Genomic DNA, 19,188 nt, shown 5'->3' with positions numbered 1-19,188 from the left:
AATTCACCGTAATTCAAGCCACATCTTACCTGATCGCTCAATGACACGTTTCTCTGACTTAATGTTTAACCATCCTAACAACTCTTCAAAAAAGTTTGCCGGGTACTTCCAGACCGTCCCAACCGATTCTTTTGCTTTTGATTGCGGTTTTCCCGCTACCGCTTCGAGTTCGGAAGGTGTTTTATTTAAATCAATCAACAGACTTTGTACTTCTTGTTTGTCATAGGTCACTTCAAATCCGTCATAGGTTGTCTTATTCGCGACACGTGTTGATGGTGGACCAAACGTCTGCTCCACTTCTTTTTGACTTTGACCGATATAATCCGTCATTTGTTCGACCGTTTTACCTGTTCTTGCCTTGACTTCTGCCTCTAGTAATTTCTCAATATCGATACCATATTGCTCTTTTTGATCCGGAGCAACTTGCTCGGCCAGCTGAAAAGCAATCGTCGTCGTTTTTTGGTCACCCAGCTGTACAATTTTACTCGCACGTCCGGTTTTACCGTTTGCTTCAACGCGGGCTGAAACTTCATACTCTCCTGGAAATCGTTCAATTGTTAATGGTTTTTCCTGATTCAGATTTCCGACCGGTGCATCCTCGATTGAAATTTCTGTTCCTTCAGTATCGCTTGTCACTTCTAATGTTTGCTTATTCAAATGAAGGATATAGGTATCATACCAAAATCGTCCGGCTTGTTTTTTCAGTGCAAATAAATCTTGTTCCGCTGTTTTTTTCGTTTTTTGTGGATATTTTTTTTGGTCAGACGTGATTTCAGCGACAGCACGGTCGAGTCGTTGCGGATCTGCCAAGAACCAGTCCATGAGTCGATTACTATCCGCCATCTGTAGCGGTTTGTTATTGAGGTAGATCAGTTCCTGAAACGTTTTACGATCCCGTTCTTGTAGCGCCTTTTTAAATACTTCATCTGTCTGTTGACGTTCTGCTGCTGGTCGGACCTGGCTCCAGCCAAACCAAGCCATCACAAGTACCAAAAGTACGATGCCGCCAATGAGACCTATCCGTTGATTTCTTTTTCTCTTTTTTTCGTATGCGGTGATGCGAGATGGCATTTCAATTTCCCCTACTTTCTTGTTCCGACGATTTCCTTTAGTTTAGAAACCCTTCATATCCTTGTCAATCGCCCGCAAGACGGATTTCCTCGAGTATACTGATACTACATCTATATTAAAGGAGTGAGCTCATTGCAAAAAGAAAACTGTATTTTCTGTAAGATTGCAAATCATCAAGTTCCAAGCTACACATTATTTGAAAATGAACAGGTTCTAGCGTTTCTTGATTTATCTCAAGTCACGAAAGGTCACACCCTCGTCATCCCAAAACAACACGCAGACAATGTCTATGATTTATCTCAAGCAGATGCTCAAGCCGTTTTTGCAGCTGTTCCAGAAATCAGCCGCGCCTTGCAACAAGAAACAGGAGCAGCCGGAATGAACATTCTCTCGAATACGGGAAAGGTAGCCGGACAGTCTGTTTCCCACTTCCATCTCCATCTCATCCCCCGCCATGATAAGCACGATGGATTTGGCGCCAAATGGGAAGTTCATAACGACGACTATACGGCTGAAGAGTTAGCTACAATCGCTGAATCGATCAAAAGCCGTCTATAATGACTGAAAAACAGATCAATTACTGACTCATTTTAGAAATATTGCCAAAATAGGTTTCCAATATCGGATTTTCGGTAAAATAATATGAAACAAATATTTTAATATCAAAAAGGAGGTAAACTATGTCGAAGCGTCCCCATCGTAACTGGGTCGCTTTTGGTGCTACGCTGTCGCTTGTGACTTTTTACGGTTTGAAGGCGCTTCGCCAAGGTACTAAAAGTGACTCTTCGAATGGTAAACAACGTCGAAATTCTTATTCTACAATCGTAACGAACGTGCAGGATTTGACGCAGGAGGGAAAGAATCTAATAGAGACAGCCAAACTTTCTGGCATGACGTTTAAAGAAGAAGTAACAAAAGATGTCTCTCAGTATCAATCAGAGGTTCAAGAATCGCTGACACGTCTTCAAAAACTTGCCGATGAGGCAAAACAAGACGTCAATCATCTCACTCCCCAACAGTAAAGATCCACTGCTTCGATTTGTTTTTGTATAGTTTGCATTTTGCGCGTTTGAGCCATTGTCACCTTTCGAAAGGATGAGTCAGATATGGAACAAGAAAAATTATATCCTGGACAAGAAGCACTGTTATACAGTCATAAAATTGTCCAACTGAGCAAAGCACTATGGAAAACGGTAGAAAAAGATTGGCAAAATTGGATCAAGCCATTTGATTTAAACATTAACGAACACCATATTTTATGGATTTCTCATGCCTTAGGTGGTGCGTCGATTTCTGAAATTGCAAAATACGGTGTGATGCACGTTTCGACGGCCTTTAACTTTTCGAAAAAATTAGAAGACCGTGGTCTTTTAACGTTTTCTAAAAAAGAGACCGATAAACGAAATACCTACGTCCAACTGACACCGGAAGGCGAAAGTTTGTTACTTGAAACGATTCAAGCGTTCCGTCCAGAGGAAAATGGTGTGTTCCGTGCTTCGTTACCGCTTCAAGAGCTTTACGGGAAATTCCCCGAGCTGACCGACATATCTGCGATTGTCCGTCGTCTGTACGGCGATAGTTTTATGGACATCTTTGCCGAAACATCCAAAATGATTACAGAAGAAGCCGATCGTCGCCCACAAGATCCAGTCGTCGAATCCATCAAGAAAGCCTGAGATGTTAGCACCGACGTTCTAAGCCTCCAGGGCCTAGGACGTTTTTTGTTTTTTTAACTAAATTTAGCGAGAATTCTCCCACCTCTAAGCGTCTCATGGTGAAACCCAGCGTAGGTGGGAGATGAATCGCCTGTCTTTTCAAGACTCCAATCGTTCGATAAAATGAGTATAACGAATCAAATTGAAAGGAGTGATTGCTTTGCTAAAGGCGTACAAGTTTCGACTCTATCCGACGAAACCCCAACAAGAATATTTCGTGAAGACGTTCGGTTGTGTCCGTTTCGTCTACAATAAGATGCTCGAAGAGCGTATCCGATTGTACGAAGATTCGAAGCTCAATCCTGACGCGAAGCAGAAGCTCCCAACCCCAGCGAAGTACAAGCCCGAATTCCCTTTCCTCAAAGAAGTCGACAGTCTTTCTCTTGCGAACGCTCAGATGGACTTAAACAAGGCGTATCACAACTTTTTTCGAGATCAGTCTGTCGGGTTTCCGAAGTTCAAATCGAAGCACAACGACCGAGCCTCTTACACAACAAACAATCTGAAGGGAAGCATCCGCATCGAAGATCGTAAGGTGAAACCTCCTAAAATCGGTTTTGTGAAGTTGACACAACATCGTCCGTTTGATGGTGTGATCAAGTCCGCGACGGTCTCGATGACGAAGACCCGGAAATTCTTCATCTCCATCCTTGTAGATCAAGCCGAAGAGCAATGGGTTCCAGCCAAGAATAAAGTAGGAATCGACCTTGGTTTGGAGCACTTCGCCATCATGACAAATGATGAGAGGGTTTCTGAGAAAGTTGACAATCCTCGTTTTCTTCGAAAGTCCGAAGAGAAGATAAAGAAGGCGCAACGCGCCCTGTCCCGCAAGAAAATCGGGAGTAAGAACCGAGAGAAGGCTAGGATGATCCTCGCCAAGAAGCATGAAAAGATTGCAAATCAACGTCAAGATTTTCTTCATAAGCTGTCGAAACGGATGGTTGACGATAACCAAGTCATCGTCGTCGAGACACTTAAATCGAAGAACATGATGAAGAACCATAAGATTGCCAAATCGATTGGAGATGTCAGTTGGTATGAGTTCGTCCGACAGCTGGAATACAAATGCACATTCTATGGGCGAACACTTATCAAAGCGGATCAATGGTTCGCCTCGACCCAAATCTGTTCTTCTTGTGGAGTAAAAGGTGAGAAGAAAACAATGGATGTGCGCGAGTGGGTATGTGTTTGTGGTGTGCATCATGATCGAGATATCAACGCAAGTATCAACTTGTTGATGTTAGCAGACTGAAAACCCTTCAGGGTGGGAACCATCCGATGAGCTTGGTAAATAATCGTAGCTCGTAAAAGTACGGTCTTCCCAAGAAGCTCCCACTTCAATTTGCGAAGCAAATAAGTGGTGAGTTGTTCACAGTGACGTTCCTTTTACCGTTTTGTCTCAAAACGCTCAGGTCCTTCACAATTTCCCACAAAAATAGTCGTCTCACGATGTAATGATTATGATAGCATGGGGTAAGAACAAATCACTTTCGATTTTGAGGAAAGCTGTCAAGATAACGAAGATATGATATGATATAACGGTTGAAATAAATGGTAAATTAGGGGTGTATGTATGAAAAAGAAACTTTTAAGCGTAGCAGCAGTAGCAAGTGTCTTCACATTAGCAGCATGTGGTTCAAACGACGAAGCCGTCATCAACTACAAAGGTGGCGAAGTCAATAAAGCGGACGTCCAAGAAGAAGCCTATCAAAAAGCAGGTGCACAAATTGCTTTCCAACAAACAATGAACGAGTTGCTCGAAAAAGAATACGGCAAAAAAGTAACGGACAAAGAAGTCGATGCAGAAGTCAAAAAGACGAAAGATCAGTTCCCGGATAAGGAACAGTTCAATACGACACTGCAAACCGCTGGAATCAAAAACGAAAAAGAATTTGAAAAAGTCCTTCGCACACAACTTCTGTTGACTGAAGCAAAATCTGCGAAATCAAAAGTAACGGATAAAGAAATCGAAGACCGTTTTAATCAAGAAAAAGTCGAAGTTAAAGCAAGCCATATCCTTGTTGAAAAAGAAGCAGACGCAAAAGCAATCAAAAAACAATTGGATGACGGTGGCGATTTCGCAAAAATCGCAAAAGCAAAATCAACAGATACAGGTAGTGCTACGAAGGGCGGCGACCTCGGATACTTCACAAAAGGTAAAATGGTCGAGGAGTTCGAAAACTATGCCTTCAAAGATGGCGTTGAAGGTAAAGTTTCTGACCCAATCAAAACGCAATTCGGATACCACATCATTAAAGTAACGGATCGTAAAGAGAAAAAAGACTTTACGCTCGAAAAAGAATCAGATCGTATCAAAAAAGCATTAGCAGAAGAAAAAGCTGCTCAAGTCAATCCAAACGATATCTATCGTTCATTGATCAAAAAATACGATGTTAAAATCGAAAACAAAGACTTCAAAGATGCTTTTGATCTCGACAAACAAGAACAACAGCAAATGCAACAACAAATGCAACAGCAACAACAATAAGCTTAAAAATCCCTGCTTCCATCTTGGAAGGCAGGGATTTTTTTGGTTCTACTTTTTATTCTCGTTAACGAATCGGAGCCCGTTCATATTGTTTCGGCAAACTCACTTCGTCCTTGAGCTCTGCTGCCGCGTGATAGACCCAGTACGGTTGACGTAATAGCTCACGCGCGAGCAAGATGACGTCGGCTCGTTCACTGCGAACGATTTCTTCCGCAAGTGTCGCTGTTGTGATCAAACCAACTGCTCCCGTCTTCATGCCTGTCGCTCGTTTGATTTCAGCCGCATACGGGACTTGATACCCCGGATACACATCAGGTACCGCATTGGCCACCACTGCACCTGAACTGCAATCAAGCAAATCGATCTTTCGTTTCAGTAATTCGTCGGCCAGTGGGATATAGTCTGTAGCCGTCATCCCACCTTCTGCATGATCGGCAGCAGATATCCGAACCCATAACGAGATGTTCGACTTTTCTTGAATCGCATCGATGATTTCTAATAAGAAGCGCATCCGATTTTCCATTGATCCTCCATATTGATCCTGTCGTTTATTCGACAGCGGAGATAAAAAGGTATTAATCAAATATCCGTGCGCACCGTGCAATTCGATGAAATCGTAACCTGCCTCCTCCACTCGAAGTACAGCGTCGACGAATTGTTGTTTGACGATTTCGATGTCTTCAAGCGTCAATTCACGTGGCTCCTCGTACGAATCATCAAACCCAATGGCTGACGGGGCAACAGGTGGCTTTGCCGTCGTACTTTTTCGTCCGGCATGTGCCAATTGGACACCCACCTTTGCACCGGCTGCCTTCACTTGATCGGCAATCCGGCGTAATCCTTCGACATGATCATCTGACCAGACGCCTAAATCCCCCGCTGAAATCCGTCCGTCCGGTGTGACTGCCGTTGCTTCCAAGATGACACCACCGACACCACCAACGGCACGTGACGCGTAATGTGTGACATGCCAATCCGTTACTAACCCATCTTCTTTTGCACTATACATACACATCGGTGCCATGATGACACGGTTTCGGAACAGAACTCGTCCAATTTGGACAGCTTCAAATAACTTGGTTTTCATGCTTTCACTCCTCTGATCAATTTAAAATCATTTCTGCGCTCTTCGTATGTTGTTCACTGATTAGAGTTTCGGACGATAAAATGACCGATTATCCAGCGCAAACGACCGCTCCGAAAATTGTCCGGGTTCTACATACTCCAGTAGACGATCCATCATCGTCATCCGAGCATCTAAGTTGTCAATCAAAAACAGGACTTCTGCTTCGCGCATTTGTGGTGCGACAGCCGATCCCCACTCCGGACGACCATGATGACTCAGAACTAAATGTTGCAAGACCGTCAAGACCTCGGCATCGATTTGTAACTCGGCACCGACTTTTCCTAATTCGGCCACCATCAACGAGATGTGACCCACCAATTTCCCTGGGAGCGTATACTCTGGTGTCACAGGATCGGATAATTCTTTGATTTTCGCGTAGTCATGTAAGACGACACCAGCAATCAATAAATCTCGATTCAACGTCGGATAAAGACGTGCGATTTGATCTGCTAACTTCAACATCGACAGGACATGATACGATAACCCCGAGTAGAAGGCATGATGATTTTTGACCGCTGCGGGATGCGTGAAATATGCATCAAATTCCTTGATGACTAAATGTTTAACTAGCTTTTTCATGTCGGCATGGTGAATCGACTCAATGAAGCTCAGGACCTCGGTTTCGATTTGTTCACGCGGGAGCGGTGCGGACTGAATGTACTCTTCAACGTTCGTCTCATCAAGAACCGTAATCTGTTTCAGTTTCAATTGTGTCCGTCCGCGGTAATCCATCACTTCACCCGCAGCATGGACGATAAACTTTGGCGCGTATTTATCAAGATCGCTCGTATCCCACATCTTTGTCTCAATTTCACCGGTCTTATCTGCTAAGATTAATGTCAGATACGGTTTTCCGTTTGCCGCGATTCCTTTTAATGCCTGCTTGATCATGACTCGCTGATCGAGCATTTCTCCAATTGCTAACTGACCGATACCTTTCATTTCACAACACGTCCTTTTATCTGAATTCATTTTTGGCGGGTATATTCACACAGCCATCTGACCGTCATCTATCACTTTACCATTTTACTATATAGGAGCTCAAAACATGGAATCCAACTTACGATTCAACTGGCATCGTTATCCGACACTTGCCGCATACGAAAAACACTTCAGCCAGCTTGAACACACGACTTCATCTAAACTAGACTGGTTGACTGAACTTCGAACGAAAGACATGAACTTTACACGCGTCGAACTCGACGTGTTATATGGATCAATCGTGACTTGGCAAAATCCTGATGATAAAAGTGATCGCCGTTCCATCTGTTATTATGTCTCACCTACGGAACTGATCACGATTGGTTTATCGGACCATACCGTCTCTTTGGTCAAACCCTATCAGGCGACGACACCTTTTGAAGCCTTTTATTCGATTCTCGCCCTTCAAATGAACACGTACTTTAACGGCATCGATGCATTCGAGACGGAACTTTTTTTACGACAAGATGAACTCCGGGGAAGCATTGACGAAAATTCGCTCGACAGCATCTTCGGATTACGTGACACGATTGAAAATTGGTCTGATTTGATCGTTCCGTTCCGTGAGCTTGTTTTGGCCGGTCCTGAAGCCTTCATCCGACACACCACGTATTCGGATGCCTTTGCCTTTCGACTGGCAGAAAAACGTGTCGAACGGCTTTTGATGTTGATCGAGCACTATCAGAAAGACATCGAAGTATTGCTCGATCTTTCGACGACCGTGTCGAACTTCCGGGGAAACGAAATCATGAAAGCCTTAACGATCTTCACGGCCGTCGCAACTCCGATGATGGCCCTCGGCGCAATTTGGGGAATGAACTTTAAAAACATGCCGGAACTCGATTGGAAATATGGATACGCGAGTTCCTTGTTTTTGATTTTCCTCACGACCGGCGGAATCTTTTATTGGATGAAACGCCGTGGCTGGTTAGGAGCGCTCGTCCGCATGCCAAACAAGAAGTCGAGTGTAAAAAAATAGATAACAGAACATAAGTTCGTTATACTTAGTGTAACGAACTATCAGATTGAAGGAAAGGAGGAGACGATGATGGGAAGAAAAATCATTCATGTCGACATGGATGCTTTTTATGCATCCGTGGAACAACGCGACCGTCCACATCTAAAAGGTGTTCCCGTCATCGTCGGTGGTCCTCCTCATGCGCGGGGTGTCGTCGCAACGTGTTCGTATGAAGCACGAAAATATGGGATTCACAGCGCCATGCCATCTCGACGAGCGTTCCAACTGTGTCCACGGGCAGTTTTCCTGCGCCCTCGTTTTGAAGTGTACCGTGCTGTCAGTGCCCAAATCATGGAGTTGTTCCTAGAAGTCACACCACTCGTCGAACCACTGTCACTCGATGAAGCATATCTTGATGTCACAGAAAATAACCTGCAGATGACGAGCGCGACGCATATCGCCCAGTACATCCTGACGGAAATCAAACGACGGACAGGTTTGACCGCTTCTGCCGGCGTATCGAACTCAAAGCTGGTCGCCAAAATTGCCTCCGGTCATCAAAAGCCGAACGGATTAACCGTTTTGCCTCCGGATGCTGTTTTACCATTTTTATCAGGATTAGAGATCGGGGATTTACATGGGGTCGGAAAAGTAACCGAGCAAACGCTTCGGAAACATGGTTTCAACACGGTCGCAGATCTCCAACAATCGCCGATTGCCGAACTGCGGGGCCTGCTCGGTCGGGATCGGGGAACCGAACTGTATACGATGGCGCATGGAGAAGATGAACGAATGGTCCGGCCGCACCGTGAACGGAAATCAATCGGCTCCGAAAGTACATTCGAAGAAGATACAGAAGATATCGATACCATTTTTGAGACGTTGAAACGTGAAGCTCTATCAGTCGTCAAGACACTTAATCAAAAGGAACTGGTCTGCCGAACCGTCACGATTAAATGGAAAACGGAAGATTTTCAGTCCCGATCTAGACGGTATACGTTTTTAGAAGAAACGGCTGATGAGGAAACGTTACTACGCGTTACGACCAAGTTGTTTAATGAAATTGAATTTACAGGTCCGATTCGTTTAATCGGGATGAGTGTCAGTCATCTTGAGTCCCCCTCTCCTTCTAAACAGTTGACGTGGCAAGATATTGATTCCTACTTGTAAAATGAACCACTATTCATTACACTTAAGTTAGTCATTTCCGACAAGGAGGAATCAGCCATGCTTTATACGATTACCGCATTTTCAGATCGAGGAGACACGTTACTGGATGATACGTTTGACGCCCCTTCAGATGCAGAGGCACGTCAGGAAGGCATCCGTCGTCTGAAAGAAGCAGACTTGGAACATCGCGGGGCACGCGTGACCCGTGCCGGACAGTTGATTCATTTTGAACGGGCCTACCTTCCTCGTCTCGTTCCAACAGGAAAAACGTCATAACAAAAACCTCGGTCCAATTGAATGGAGCCGAGGCTTTTTTATGTTTTCACTGAACGTCGTCTTGATTTTGTTCCATCATCGGCGCATATAGTTCTTCGAGCGGTTTCATGATGATTTGTGTCACTTCCGTCAGCATCGTGTGCATGCGTTGTTCTTCCTGCATCAGTTGACCAATCAACGGATTGTTTTGGACTTCCAGCATCTTCGCTTGTGCCGATGCCATATCTTCAGGTGTAATTTCTTCACCTTGCATTTGTTTTTGTTGTAATTCCAGTTGAACATTCCGGAATGAAGCGAATAGTTCGTTTGACATCGGATCCGCATTGACTTGAGCATAAAGATCTTTTAATGTCGTGTATTCTGATGTTTCGCGAAGTGCACGCTCGAGTGTGTAAGCATGATCGTATAAGTTTGTTTCAGACATGTTTGAACCCTCCAATTTAGTTAAACGATAAGAAGTATCGCTTGTATTACTCCAATTAAACCACCTAACAGTCCTCCAAGCCAAGTGATAGCCCGGAATTCCCTTCTTGAAATCGACAAGACGATTTCTTCCAGATACGCCGTATCAAGTAAATCAACTTCTTCCCGGACAATCGTTTCGAGATCTAGTGTCGCCAGGATTCTCTCGACTTGTTCGACCAGGCGGACCACCACTTGTTTAGAAAGCACCGGTACCATCTCTTGACTGATCCGGGCTTCGAACGGTTCCAGTAGTTCGTGCAATTGCGTATCCCATAATTTCGTCAATGGAATACGCGTTAAAATCTCTGATTTCATCCGCTCGGTGATTTGTCGTTCCGTCTCCACCTCGAGGAGTGATTCGACCGGCTGTTCTAATAATGTACCGACTTCTTGTTCGACCATTTCACTGATGAATTGGTGTGTCGACTTTCCTTGTATTACCCGTTTAAGTTCCGGTTGAATCATTTCGACGATATTGACATTGGCAAGCAACATCCCGAACATTCCTCCGCCTAATTTGCTTTGAATGAACTGAGCGACGGTTTCTTCCAGTTTCATTTTCCCGGCAGGACTTTCAAAATACTGTTCGGTTTGATGAAGTAACGCCTCGACAATTCCAGGAATTGCGGCCTTGATTTTTGTTGTCCCACCATCCCCGATGACTTCTGATAGTCGTGCCGTTTTAATTGCGTCTACCATTGTTGCCAATTCCTGATCAATCCGCCGTTCCATTTGATGGTGCAATCTTTCTTCCGGATTCGTGACGAACCGTTCAGCGATTTCACGAATCGTTATCGTCGACCGCGTCCACTTCTGTAACTCCTGCTGAATCATTCGGGTAATCGCTTCATATACGACCGGCTGCTGAAGCCGCTTGCTGATTCCTTCCGGCGTCAATAAATGTTTGACGACCGTTCGTCCGAGATTTGCTGCTAATTCATCACGTCGTTTCGGAATTAATCCGGGTGTAAATGGAATCCGGTACTTTCCGATATACTTCGCTTCGAGCGGCCGAAACAACATCCGAATCGCGAGATGATTGGTGACCGCCCCGATCAATGCTCCAATCAAGATCATTCCAATGGCTTTCAGGATAAAATCTACTTCCACTTGCATAGGTTCTCGTTCCTTCCAATTTTAGTATTGTGGTAAAGTCAAAGTAGAATTTTTTTAAGGAGGCGCCTCGTATGTTACAACAATTAACCGTCTTATTCAAAGATCACCTTTCGACCGATCCCACTGTTTACTGTACCGATAAGTATACCGTATATCAGTTGGCAGATGGACTTCGGTTCGGTGTCGAAAATACCATCTTAACGACTCGAGAAGCAGACTTGCTCGACTTGCTTGCGGAACGCGTCGTCACCTCGAGTTCTGATCAAGTCACCTCCTGGCGCCATCGACTGGAACGAAATCAAGCAGAAGAACCCTCTCCCTTTCGGATGATTCATTTTTTGTTTGAACAACTGGATGAACGGACTAGTGAAGATTTACAGCAGTTGCTGTATTCCTTTTTTCATTCATCCAGCTTGATCATTCCACTGACCGCCAATCGTCTTGTCGTCATCGAACGTGAAGAAACTGTTCCTGAAGAGGATCTTCACGACTTTTTTACAGCACTCCAATCTGATTTTCTGATCGATGGGAAAGTGTTGATCGGACAACAACGTAAGTCCGGTGATATCGCTACTCAGTTTCGCCTAGAGCAGGCCGCCTTACGAGAAATTCCACTTTTGCATATCGAACGGTTCCTTCCAGCGCTGACACGATTGGTTCTCTTATCTGCGGAGATCCGTCATGAGTTGACCCAACGTTTCATCACGCCACTCGAATATGAATCGCGAGAAACCATCCATGCTTTTTGTCGCGCTAATCTCAATGTGTCACTGACGGCAAAACATCTCTTTTTACATCGTAATAGCCTGCAGTACCGACTCGACCGGTTGACCGAACAAACGGAAATCGATATACGCTCCTTCGAAGGAGCTACGTTTTTGTACACATTGTTACTTGTAGCATAGTGACCAAATGATAACGGTTACATTTAGTCATGTTGTCCATATGCTTTTTTGCCCTTTTCTCCTATACTAATCCTTGTAAGCGTTATATTAATCGATTACTTAATTTACAGGAGGATGTACACATGGCAGATATTCGTCTTGATCATATTGATAAAGTTTATTCTGGAACAGCAAAAGCGGTTGATGATTTTAACCTTCATATTAAAGATAAAGAATTCATCGTGTTTGTTGGACCATCAGGTTGCGGGAAATCAACGACACTTCGAATGATTGCTGGTCTTGAAGAAATTTCAGGTGGAGACTTTACGATTGATGGCAAACGGATGAACGACGTGGCACCAAAAGATCGTGATATCGCAATGGTTTTCCAAAACTATGCCCTATATCCGCATATGAACGTGTATGACAACATGGCATTCGGACTGAAGCTGCGCAAGTTCCCAAAAGACGAAATCAAACAACGTGTTGACAATGCAGCCCGAATTCTTGGACTTGAAGAATACTTGGAGCGTAAACCAAAAGCCCTCTCGGGTGGACAACGCCAACGTGTCGCGATCGGTCGTGCCATCGTCCGTGATGCTAAAGTCTTCTTGATGGATGAGCCACTCTCGAACTTGGATGCAAAACTTCGTGTGCAAATGCGTAAGGAAATCATCCAGTTGCACAAACGTCTTGAGACGACAACGATTTACGTGACACACGATCAGACGGAAGCGATGACACTCGCTACACGGATCGTCATCATGAAAGCCGGTCTTATCCAACAAGTCGGTACACCAAAAGAAGTATATGATCACCCGGATAACATGTTCGTCGCAGGTTTCATCGGTTCCCCATCGATGAACTTCTTGACTGGAAAACTCGCTGAAGATGGTCTGTTCCATGTCACAGGCACAGAAGAGAAATTCGAAGTCCCAGAAGGCAAAATGAAAGTTCTCCGCGAACGTGGTTATACAAGTAAAGATCTTGTTCTCGGCATCCGTCCGGAAGACATTCATGCTGAATTGATTTATCAAGATACGCAAACAGCACACCGCTTCCAAGCTCACATCGAAGTCTCTGAATTGATGGGCGCTGAATCTTATCTCTATTCAAAAGTCGGAAACCAGGCATTCACGGCACGTGTCGATTCGCGTTCACACGTTGAGATGGGTTCAGATTTAGACCTCTTCTTCGATATGACGAAAGCACATTTCTTCGACGCGGCAACAGAAGCAACAATCCGTTAATCTTCGAGATTCAGTGACCGTAGTCAGGCTGTCCATTCATGGGCAGTCTTTTTTATTGACAGACGTTCCTGTAACTTTGTATGATACTGCTTGTAGTCTTAAATTAATCCTATTCGAAAACTAGGAATTGAAATCATTTATTTATTAAAGGAGAGAGCGCTATGAAACACGGACTAAAGCTAGCAGTAGCAGCACTATCAACAGCGGGGGTGTTAGCGGCGTGCGGCGCTTCTAACGAAGAAGCAAACAAAGATGAAAAAATCGTGACAGTTGGGACGGAAGCAACGTACCCACCATTTACGTATAAAGAAAAAGGAAAGCTTACTGGTTATGACATCGAAGTCATGAATGAAGTCGCAAAACGTGCCGGCTATAAAGTCGAGTACAAAGCGATGGACTTCAAAGGATTGATTCCAGCACTTGATTCAAAACGGATCGATGTCATCGCGAACCAAATGGGAATCACGGATGAGCGGAAAGAAAAATACGTCTTCTCTGATGCCTATACGGTTTCTGGTTCAACAATCATCGTCAACAATAAAACAAACGATATCAAAACGCTTGATGATCTCAAAGGAAAGGTCGTTGGTTCGACACAAGGTTCACTTTACGCTAAAACGGCTGAAGAAGCTGGCGCAAAAGTGAAATACTATAAAGGTGCGAACCAAGTCTTAAAAGACCTTGAAGCAGGTCGAGTTGATGCTGCTATGAACGACCGTCTGTTTGTCTTAACGGAACTCAAAAAAGCGGGTTATAAAGTGAAAGCAGTCGGTGAGACGTTTGATAAAAACGAATCTGGTCTGATGATGGCTAAAAACAGCAAGTATACGGAAGACTTCAACAAAGCACTCGCAGAGATGCAAGAAGACGGCACGCTCGCAGATCTTGGGAAAAAATACTTTAACGAGGACATCAGTAAGTGATGGAATTGTTTACAATCGTCCGTGATAACGCGGACGTCTACGGAAAGGCGATTGGCACTACACTTCTTGCAAGTGGATTTGCCATCGTCTTTGCGCTTTTTCTTGGTCTGATTCTTGCTGTCATGCGGGATAGCCGCTTCGCCGTCTTAAGCGGCTTCGCACGATTGTATGTCTCGTTTTTCCGAGGAACCCCATTGTTACTTCAAATTCTGATCTTATATAATGGTCTCGTCGTACTGCAACTGACTGGTTTTCAAGCGTTAGCGTTCGGTCTATCGCTTCACTTCTCGGCTTACATTTCGGAATCATTCCGGGCAGCCATCTCATCTGTCGACCGTGGACAATGGGAAGCGGCTGATTCACTCGGCATTCCACGCCGTAAGACGTTCAAGGACGTCATTCTTCCGCAAGCCTTGTCTCGTGCCATTCCGCCTCTTTCGAACTCGGTCATCGATATCATTAAATCGACGTCACTCGGGACGATTGTTGCTGTTGAAGAACTGACGTATGTCTCCGATCAAATCTCGGCGACGACGTATCTCGTCATGCCCTTACTACTGTTCTCGGCAGCGATTTATTGGATCATGTCTACCTTGATTCAAGGTGTTCAGCATCGACTCGAAGCACGATTCAGTATTCCGGAATAATTCTATACACTTGGAATGATTACACATTCCAAGTGTATTTTTTTAATCTTTTTAGGGTTTAATACTAGGCAAGTCGGGAATAATCAAGTATACTAAAAAAAATCAGAATTATCTGATAATTTTAAAAGGAGCGTGGCCGAGATGAAACAAGTAATTGAAGCTTTCCGTAGACAAGATGCAGAGCAGCGGATTCCAGTGCTACGCCTCGAAATCGATTATGAGCTCAGTACGCTCTTCGATGCTATCCAAGTCAGTGATCAAGCAGCCGTTGTTGCTAGTAAAGAACGTCTAGATAAATATCGTCAGGAAATGCTTCGCCTCGAAGCATAACCCTATAGATACTCCCATCTCAACTCCCCCTTGAGATGGGACTTTTTTTGCAAAAAAATAGCCCGAAGGCTATTTTTCAATCGACGTCCCGTCCACGGGATGCTTTTAAGATTTCAAACCACTGCTCACGAGACAAGTCAAGACGCGTCGCTCGAACCGCTGATTCGATGCGCTCGATTTTACCTGAACCGACGATTGGCATGATGCGTGCTGGATGTTTCAGCAACCACGCATAGGCGACTTCATCAATATCTTTCGCCCCAAGGTCACGCCCGATTTCTTCTAATTTTTCACGTAACGGTGCAAACTGTTCTTCCTTGAACAAACGCCCGCCTGCGAGTGGACTCCATGCCATGACCGGCATTTCGTTTTCGTGGCATAGATCAACTGATCCATCTTCAAAATGTTTGAGCTCTGCGACAGATAGTTCGAGCTGATTCGTCACGAGCATGAAAGGTAGACGGGATTGAATCAAACTCTGTTGTGCCGGTGAATGATTCGATAATCCAAAGGTCCGGACTTTTCCTGATTCCTTCAACTCGACGAATGCTTCGGCAATTTCATTAGGGTCCATCAACGGATCCGGACGGTGGATCAATAACGTATCAATGTACTCGACACCCAGTTCTTTTAACGAACGTGTCGCATGATCAATGATATGTGCTTTTGTCGTGTCATAAAAAGAGAGTTTTTGCTGTGAAAAGTGATTCCCTTTCATCTTGATTCCTGTTTTCGTAACGATTTCCATGCGATCACGGAGTTCTGGCTTAAGTGCCAACGCTTCACCAAACAACCGTTCATTCGTATAGTCCCCGTAAATATCTGCGTGATCAAAGGTGGTAATCCCAAGCTCCAGACATTGTTCGATTAGTGTAAGTCGTTCTTCTGCTGTCATGTTCCATTCGTTTAACCGCCATAGACCATGAACAATTCTTGAAAATGAAAGTTCTTCTGTTAAGTGGATTCGTTCCATCATACGTCATCTCCTCTATCTCGATTTCTTGCTTCACCGTTCACTCTACATGATATTGATAACGGTTGCACGGCCTACGCTTTCTTTTTGGAGGAAACCATACGAAAAGCCGACAAACATGCTGTTCCTTTTGTCGGCTTTTCCATCTAGGCTGGATTATTGAATTTGTTCGACTTCCTGCATGACTTCATCTTCAATCATTTGACGTTTACGCGATGTTTCGGCTGCGTCAGGAGACGTCACGCTGAAGTAAAACTTGATTTTCGGTTCAGTACCGGAAGGACGCAGGCAGAACCATGATCCGTCTTCTAACGTGAATTTCAAGACGTTTGATTTGGGTAGATTGATGGGCGACGGTTTATGCTGAATCAAATCATGGGCAATGCTTGCATCGTAATCTTCAAACAAGACAACTTTTTCACCAGCAACTTGTTTTGGTGGATGTTCCCGGAACGTATCCATGATGCGTCCGATTTGTTCTACTCCGTCTTTTCCTTTTAACGTCAACGAACGAAGTGACTCTTCGAAATAACCGAATTGCTCATAGATGGCTTGTAATGCCTCATAGAGTGTCCGTCCTTCCTTCTTATGGTATGCTACCATCTCTGCTGCAAGGAGACACGCCTGGACGGCATCTTTGTCCCGGCAGAAGTCACCGATTAGATATCCGTAGCTTTCTTCATAGCCAAATAAATACTCATATTCACCAGAGGCATTGTATTGTTTGATTTTTTCTCCAATGAACTTGAATCCAGTCAACGTATTCTCAACGTGCAAGTCGTAATGGCGGGCAATCAAGGCACCGAGCTCGGACGTGACGATTGTTTTTGCGACAAAACCATTTTTCGGCAATGTTCCCTGTGCCGCTTTTTGGGACAGGATGTAGTCCAATAACAAAGCACCTGTTTGATTCCCTGTCAGCACCACCCACTCGCCATTCGCATCACGTGTTGCGACGCCAACACGATCGGCATCTGGATCCGTTGCGAGTAAGACGTCTGCATCGACACGATTTCCGTATTCGATAGCCAATGTAAAGGCAGCATGCTCTTCCGGATTCGGAGAAGATACCGTCGGGAACGCCCCATCTGGCTTCGCTTGTTCTTCAACGACCGTCACGTGTTCAAAACCGTAATTTTTCAGACCAACCGTCACCGGTACGAGCCCTGTTCCATGAAGGGGTGTGAAGACGATTTTTAGAGGTGCTGTCAACTCGTCTTGAATCGTTGGTAACACACGAATCGTTTTTAATTGTTCTTGATACGCATCATCCAACTGTTCACCGACACGGACAATCAATCCGTTTGCCCGTAAGACTTCTTCTGCTTCGAGTTCAATCGCCAACTCGTCCGCGACTTGATCGACGTACGAGACAAGATCATCGGCTTCTTTTGGTGGTAACTGTCCACCATCATTACCGTACACTTTATACCCGTTATATTCCGGCGGATTATGGCTTGCTGTAATGACGATCCCACCTGCTGCACGAAGTTCACGTACCGCAAACGATAATTCGGGTGTCGGACGGAGACCGTCAAACAAATAGGCTTTGATTCCGTTGCTTGCAAGTGTTTTCGCTGCTTCTAACGCGAACTCTGGAGAATAGTGACGGGAATCGTGGGCAATGACGATTCCTTGTGCGACCGCTTCTGCCCCTTCCGCTTTGATGAAATCTGCAAATCCTTGTGACGCTTTACGAACCGTATAGACGTTCATCCGGTTCGTTCCGACGCCGATTTCTCCACGCATACCACCTGTTCCAAATTCTAATTCTTTATAAAAGGCATCTTCTGCCGCTTTATCATCGGCTGCAAGAGCTGTCAGTTCCTGTTTGAGTTCTGCTTCCAGTCCAGAAAACTGATTCCATTTTTGATAGGTTTCTTTCCATGACATATGCTGTCCACTCCTTTGATTTCGTTTATTTGAGACTTTTAGTTACGACTTGCGGTAACGCGTCACCTTTCATATGATTACTTTAGAAAGGGTCGAGGTGATGTTTATGTTTCCAACCATTCAAATGACAGACTTGCAGCAACTTGTTCATACCGATCAGATTCGTTGGTTTGATTGTCGTTATGATCTGCAACATCCAGATTACGGCCGGGGAGCCTTTCAGACGAGTCACATTCAGGGCGCACAATACATGGATTTAGCAACCGACTTATCCGGGCCCCGTGCCGCAACAGGAGGACGCCACCCGCTGCCTTCTAAGGAACAATGGATTCAGACGTTAGAATCACATGGGATACATCGAGACGATTTTATCGTCCTCTACGATGATGGATTCCCTTATGCCGCCCGCGCCTGGTGGTTATTGAAATGGGCTGGTCATGAACGTGTCGTTGTCCTTGAAGGTGGACTGTCTTCTTATCTGGCCTTTGATTTTCCGATGAGCGATGACGTGATCACTTTTGAACGTTCAAGCTATCAAGCAGATTTCCAAGACGCGATGCTCGTAGATTACGAACAAGTATTACACCGTTCGAAAGAGACACTCCTCGTGGATTCCCGTTCACCGGATCGATTCCGTGGTCAGAACGAAACGATTGATCCGATTGCCGGTCACATTCCCGGTGCTGTAAATTGTTTTTTTGAAGACGCGATTTCACCTGACGGACGCTTAAAGGATGCAGAAGACCTGAAAGAACTGTACGCCGACCTTCTTGATGCCGATTCACCGATTCTATATTGCGGTAGCGGTATCACGGCCTGCGTCAACGTCCTAGCCCTTCATGCATTAGGGAAAACCGATGTCAGGTTATACGCTGGATCCTATAGCGACTGGATCAGTCAGACAAATGACATCACTAAGTGA

Annotated in this window: 21 protein-coding genes; 14 read left to right on the top strand and 7 right to left on the bottom strand. The window is 44.8% G+C overall.

What is annotated here, in order from left to right; translation table 11 throughout:
• Nucleotides 1-3: 3 nt before the first annotated feature.
• Complete coding sequence (locus tag P404_RS0112715) at nt 4-984, bottom strand: TcaA second domain-containing protein (protein ID WP_209548429.1); 981 nt, start codon at nt 982-984, stop codon at nt 4-6.
• Nucleotides 985-1,203: 219 nt separating this feature from the next.
• Here P404_RS0112715 and P404_RS0112710 point away from each other — a divergent pair, with 219 nt between their 5' ends.
• The 5 genes from P404_RS0112710 to P404_RS0112690 all read left to right on the top strand — a co-directional run bounded on the left by P404_RS0112710 (nt 1,204) and on the right by P404_RS0112690 (nt 5,274).
• Nucleotides 1,204-1,629: an HIT family protein gene (locus P404_RS0112710; protein ID WP_034774517.1), complete on the top strand. Its 426-nt coding sequence runs from the start codon at nt 1,204-1,206 to the stop codon at nt 1,627-1,629.
• Nucleotides 1,630-1,751: 122 nt separating this feature from the next.
• Nucleotides 1,752-2,093, top strand: coding sequence for a hypothetical protein (locus P404_RS0112705; protein ID WP_014969682.1), 342 nt, complete (start codon nt 1,752-1,754; stop codon nt 2,091-2,093).
• Between the two features lie 84 nt (nt 2,094-2,177).
• Nucleotides 2,178-2,747, top strand: coding sequence for an HTH-type transcriptional regulator Hpr (locus tag P404_RS0112700; RefSeq protein WP_026830960.1), 570 nt, complete (start codon nt 2,178-2,180; stop codon nt 2,745-2,747).
• Between the two features lie 199 nt (nt 2,748-2,946).
• The gene (tnpB, locus tag P404_RS0112695) at nt 2,947-4,038 is read left to right on the top strand and encodes an IS200/IS605 family element RNA-guided endonuclease TnpB (protein ID WP_026830959.1); all 1,092 of its coding nucleotides are present in this window, start codon (nt 2,947-2,949) and stop codon (nt 4,036-4,038) included.
• A 321-nt stretch (nt 4,039-4,359) separates the two neighbouring features.
• The gene (locus P404_RS0112690) at nt 4,360-5,274 is read left to right on the top strand and encodes a peptidylprolyl isomerase (RefSeq protein ID WP_026830958.1); all 915 of its coding nucleotides are present in this window, start codon (nt 4,360-4,362) and stop codon (nt 5,272-5,274) included.
• 64 nt (nt 5,275-5,338) lie between these two features.
• Here the strand turns inward: P404_RS0112690 and namA are convergent, their stop codons facing one another.
• Both namA and P404_RS0112680 read right to left on the bottom strand, forming a co-directional pair.
• Nucleotides 5,339-6,361, bottom strand: coding sequence for an NADPH dehydrogenase NamA (gene namA, locus P404_RS0112685; protein ID WP_026830957.1), 1,023 nt, complete (start codon nt 6,359-6,361; stop codon nt 5,339-5,341).
• Nucleotides 6,362-6,421: 60 nt separating this feature from the next.
• Nucleotides 6,422-7,342 carry an HD domain-containing protein gene (locus tag P404_RS0112680; protein ID WP_014969678.1) on the bottom strand — a complete coding sequence of 307 codons (921 nt, stop codon included), beginning with the start codon at nt 7,340-7,342 and terminating at the stop codon, nt 6,422-6,424.
• Nucleotides 7,343-7,448: 106 nt separating this feature from the next.
• On the opposite strand from P404_RS0112680, the gene P404_RS0112675 reads away from it, so the two are divergent.
• The 3 genes from P404_RS0112675 (at nt 7,449) to P404_RS0112665 (ending at nt 9,785) form a co-directional block, all read left to right on the top strand.
• The gene (locus P404_RS0112675) at nt 7,449-8,360 is read left to right on the top strand and encodes a magnesium transporter CorA family protein (protein ID WP_026830956.1); all 912 of its coding nucleotides are present in this window, start codon (nt 7,449-7,451) and stop codon (nt 8,358-8,360) included.
• 69 nt (nt 8,361-8,429) lie between these two features.
• On the top strand, nt 8,430-9,509 hold the full coding sequence (dinB, locus tag P404_RS0112670) for a DNA polymerase IV (protein ID WP_236624402.1): 1,080 nt from the start codon (nt 8,430-8,432) through the stop codon (nt 9,507-9,509).
• 57 nt (nt 9,510-9,566) lie between these two features.
• Nucleotides 9,567-9,785 (top strand): YhzD family protein, encoded by a 219-nt coding sequence (locus P404_RS0112665; protein ID WP_014969675.1) that lies wholly within the window; start codon nt 9,567-9,569, stop codon nt 9,783-9,785.
• A gap of 46 nt (nt 9,786-9,831) precedes the next feature.
• Here P404_RS0112665 and P404_RS0112660 read toward each other — a convergent pair whose 3' ends face one another.
• Both P404_RS0112660 and P404_RS0112655 read right to left on the bottom strand, forming a co-directional pair.
• Complete coding sequence (locus P404_RS0112660; RefSeq protein ID WP_012369586.1) at nt 9,832-10,209, bottom strand: YlbF/YmcA family competence regulator; 378 nt, start codon at nt 10,207-10,209, stop codon at nt 9,832-9,834.
• A gap of 20 nt (nt 10,210-10,229) precedes the next feature.
• Nucleotides 10,230-11,366, bottom strand: coding sequence for a DUF445 domain-containing protein (locus tag P404_RS0112655; RefSeq protein ID WP_026830955.1), 1,137 nt, complete (start codon nt 11,364-11,366; stop codon nt 10,230-10,232).
• A 71-nt stretch (nt 11,367-11,437) separates the two neighbouring features.
• On the opposite strand from P404_RS0112655, the gene P404_RS0112650 reads away from it, so the two are divergent.
• The 5 genes from P404_RS0112650 to P404_RS0112630 all read left to right on the top strand — a co-directional run bounded on the left by P404_RS0112650 (nt 11,438) and on the right by P404_RS0112630 (nt 15,400).
• Nucleotides 11,438-12,271 (top strand): PucR family transcriptional regulator, encoded by an 834-nt coding sequence (locus P404_RS0112650; RefSeq protein WP_026830954.1) that lies wholly within the window; start codon nt 11,438-11,440, stop codon nt 12,269-12,271.
• 122 nt (nt 12,272-12,393) lie between these two features.
• Complete coding sequence (locus P404_RS0112645) at nt 12,394-13,500, top strand: ABC transporter ATP-binding protein (protein ID WP_014969672.1); 1,107 nt, start codon at nt 12,394-12,396, stop codon at nt 13,498-13,500.
• A 161-nt stretch (nt 13,501-13,661) separates the two neighbouring features.
• The gene (locus P404_RS0112640; RefSeq protein WP_026830953.1) at nt 13,662-14,423 is read left to right on the top strand and encodes a transporter substrate-binding domain-containing protein; all 762 of its coding nucleotides are present in this window, start codon (nt 13,662-13,664) and stop codon (nt 14,421-14,423) included.
• The gene (locus P404_RS0112635) at nt 14,423-15,070 is read left to right on the top strand and encodes an amino acid ABC transporter permease (protein ID WP_034770010.1); all 648 of its coding nucleotides are present in this window, start codon (nt 14,423-14,425) and stop codon (nt 15,068-15,070) included. Before P404_RS0112640 ends, P404_RS0112635 begins: the two co-directional genes overlap by 1 nt.
• Nucleotides 15,071-15,211: 141 nt before the next feature.
• Complete coding sequence (locus P404_RS0112630) at nt 15,212-15,400, top strand: hypothetical protein (protein WP_014969669.1); 189 nt, start codon at nt 15,212-15,214, stop codon at nt 15,398-15,400.
• Nucleotides 15,401-15,476: 76 nt separating this feature from the next.
• Here P404_RS0112630 and P404_RS0112625 read toward each other — a convergent pair whose 3' ends face one another.
• Together P404_RS0112625 and P404_RS0112620 are read right to left on the bottom strand one after the other, a co-directional pair.
• Complete coding sequence (locus tag P404_RS0112625; protein WP_026830952.1) at nt 15,477-16,373, bottom strand: aldo/keto reductase; 897 nt, start codon at nt 16,371-16,373, stop codon at nt 15,477-15,479.
• Between the two features lie 156 nt (nt 16,374-16,529).
• Complete coding sequence (locus tag P404_RS0112620) at nt 16,530-18,266, bottom strand: phospho-sugar mutase (RefSeq protein WP_026830951.1); 1,737 nt, start codon at nt 18,264-18,266, stop codon at nt 16,530-16,532.
• A gap of 106 nt (nt 18,267-18,372) precedes the next feature.
• Between P404_RS0112620 and P404_RS0112615 the strand changes: the two genes are divergently transcribed.
• Nucleotides 18,373-19,188 (top strand): sulfurtransferase, encoded by an 816-nt coding sequence (locus tag P404_RS0112615; protein ID WP_236624401.1) that lies wholly within the window; start codon nt 18,373-18,375, stop codon nt 19,186-19,188.

The sequence above is a fragment of the Exiguobacterium antarcticum DSM 14480 genome (assembly GCF_000685865.1).
In the GTDB taxonomy this organism is placed as follows: domain Bacteria; phylum Bacillota; class Bacilli; order Exiguobacteriales; family Exiguobacteriaceae; genus Exiguobacterium_A; species Exiguobacterium_A antarcticum.
This window is presented reverse-complemented; position numbering and strand designations above follow the sequence as displayed.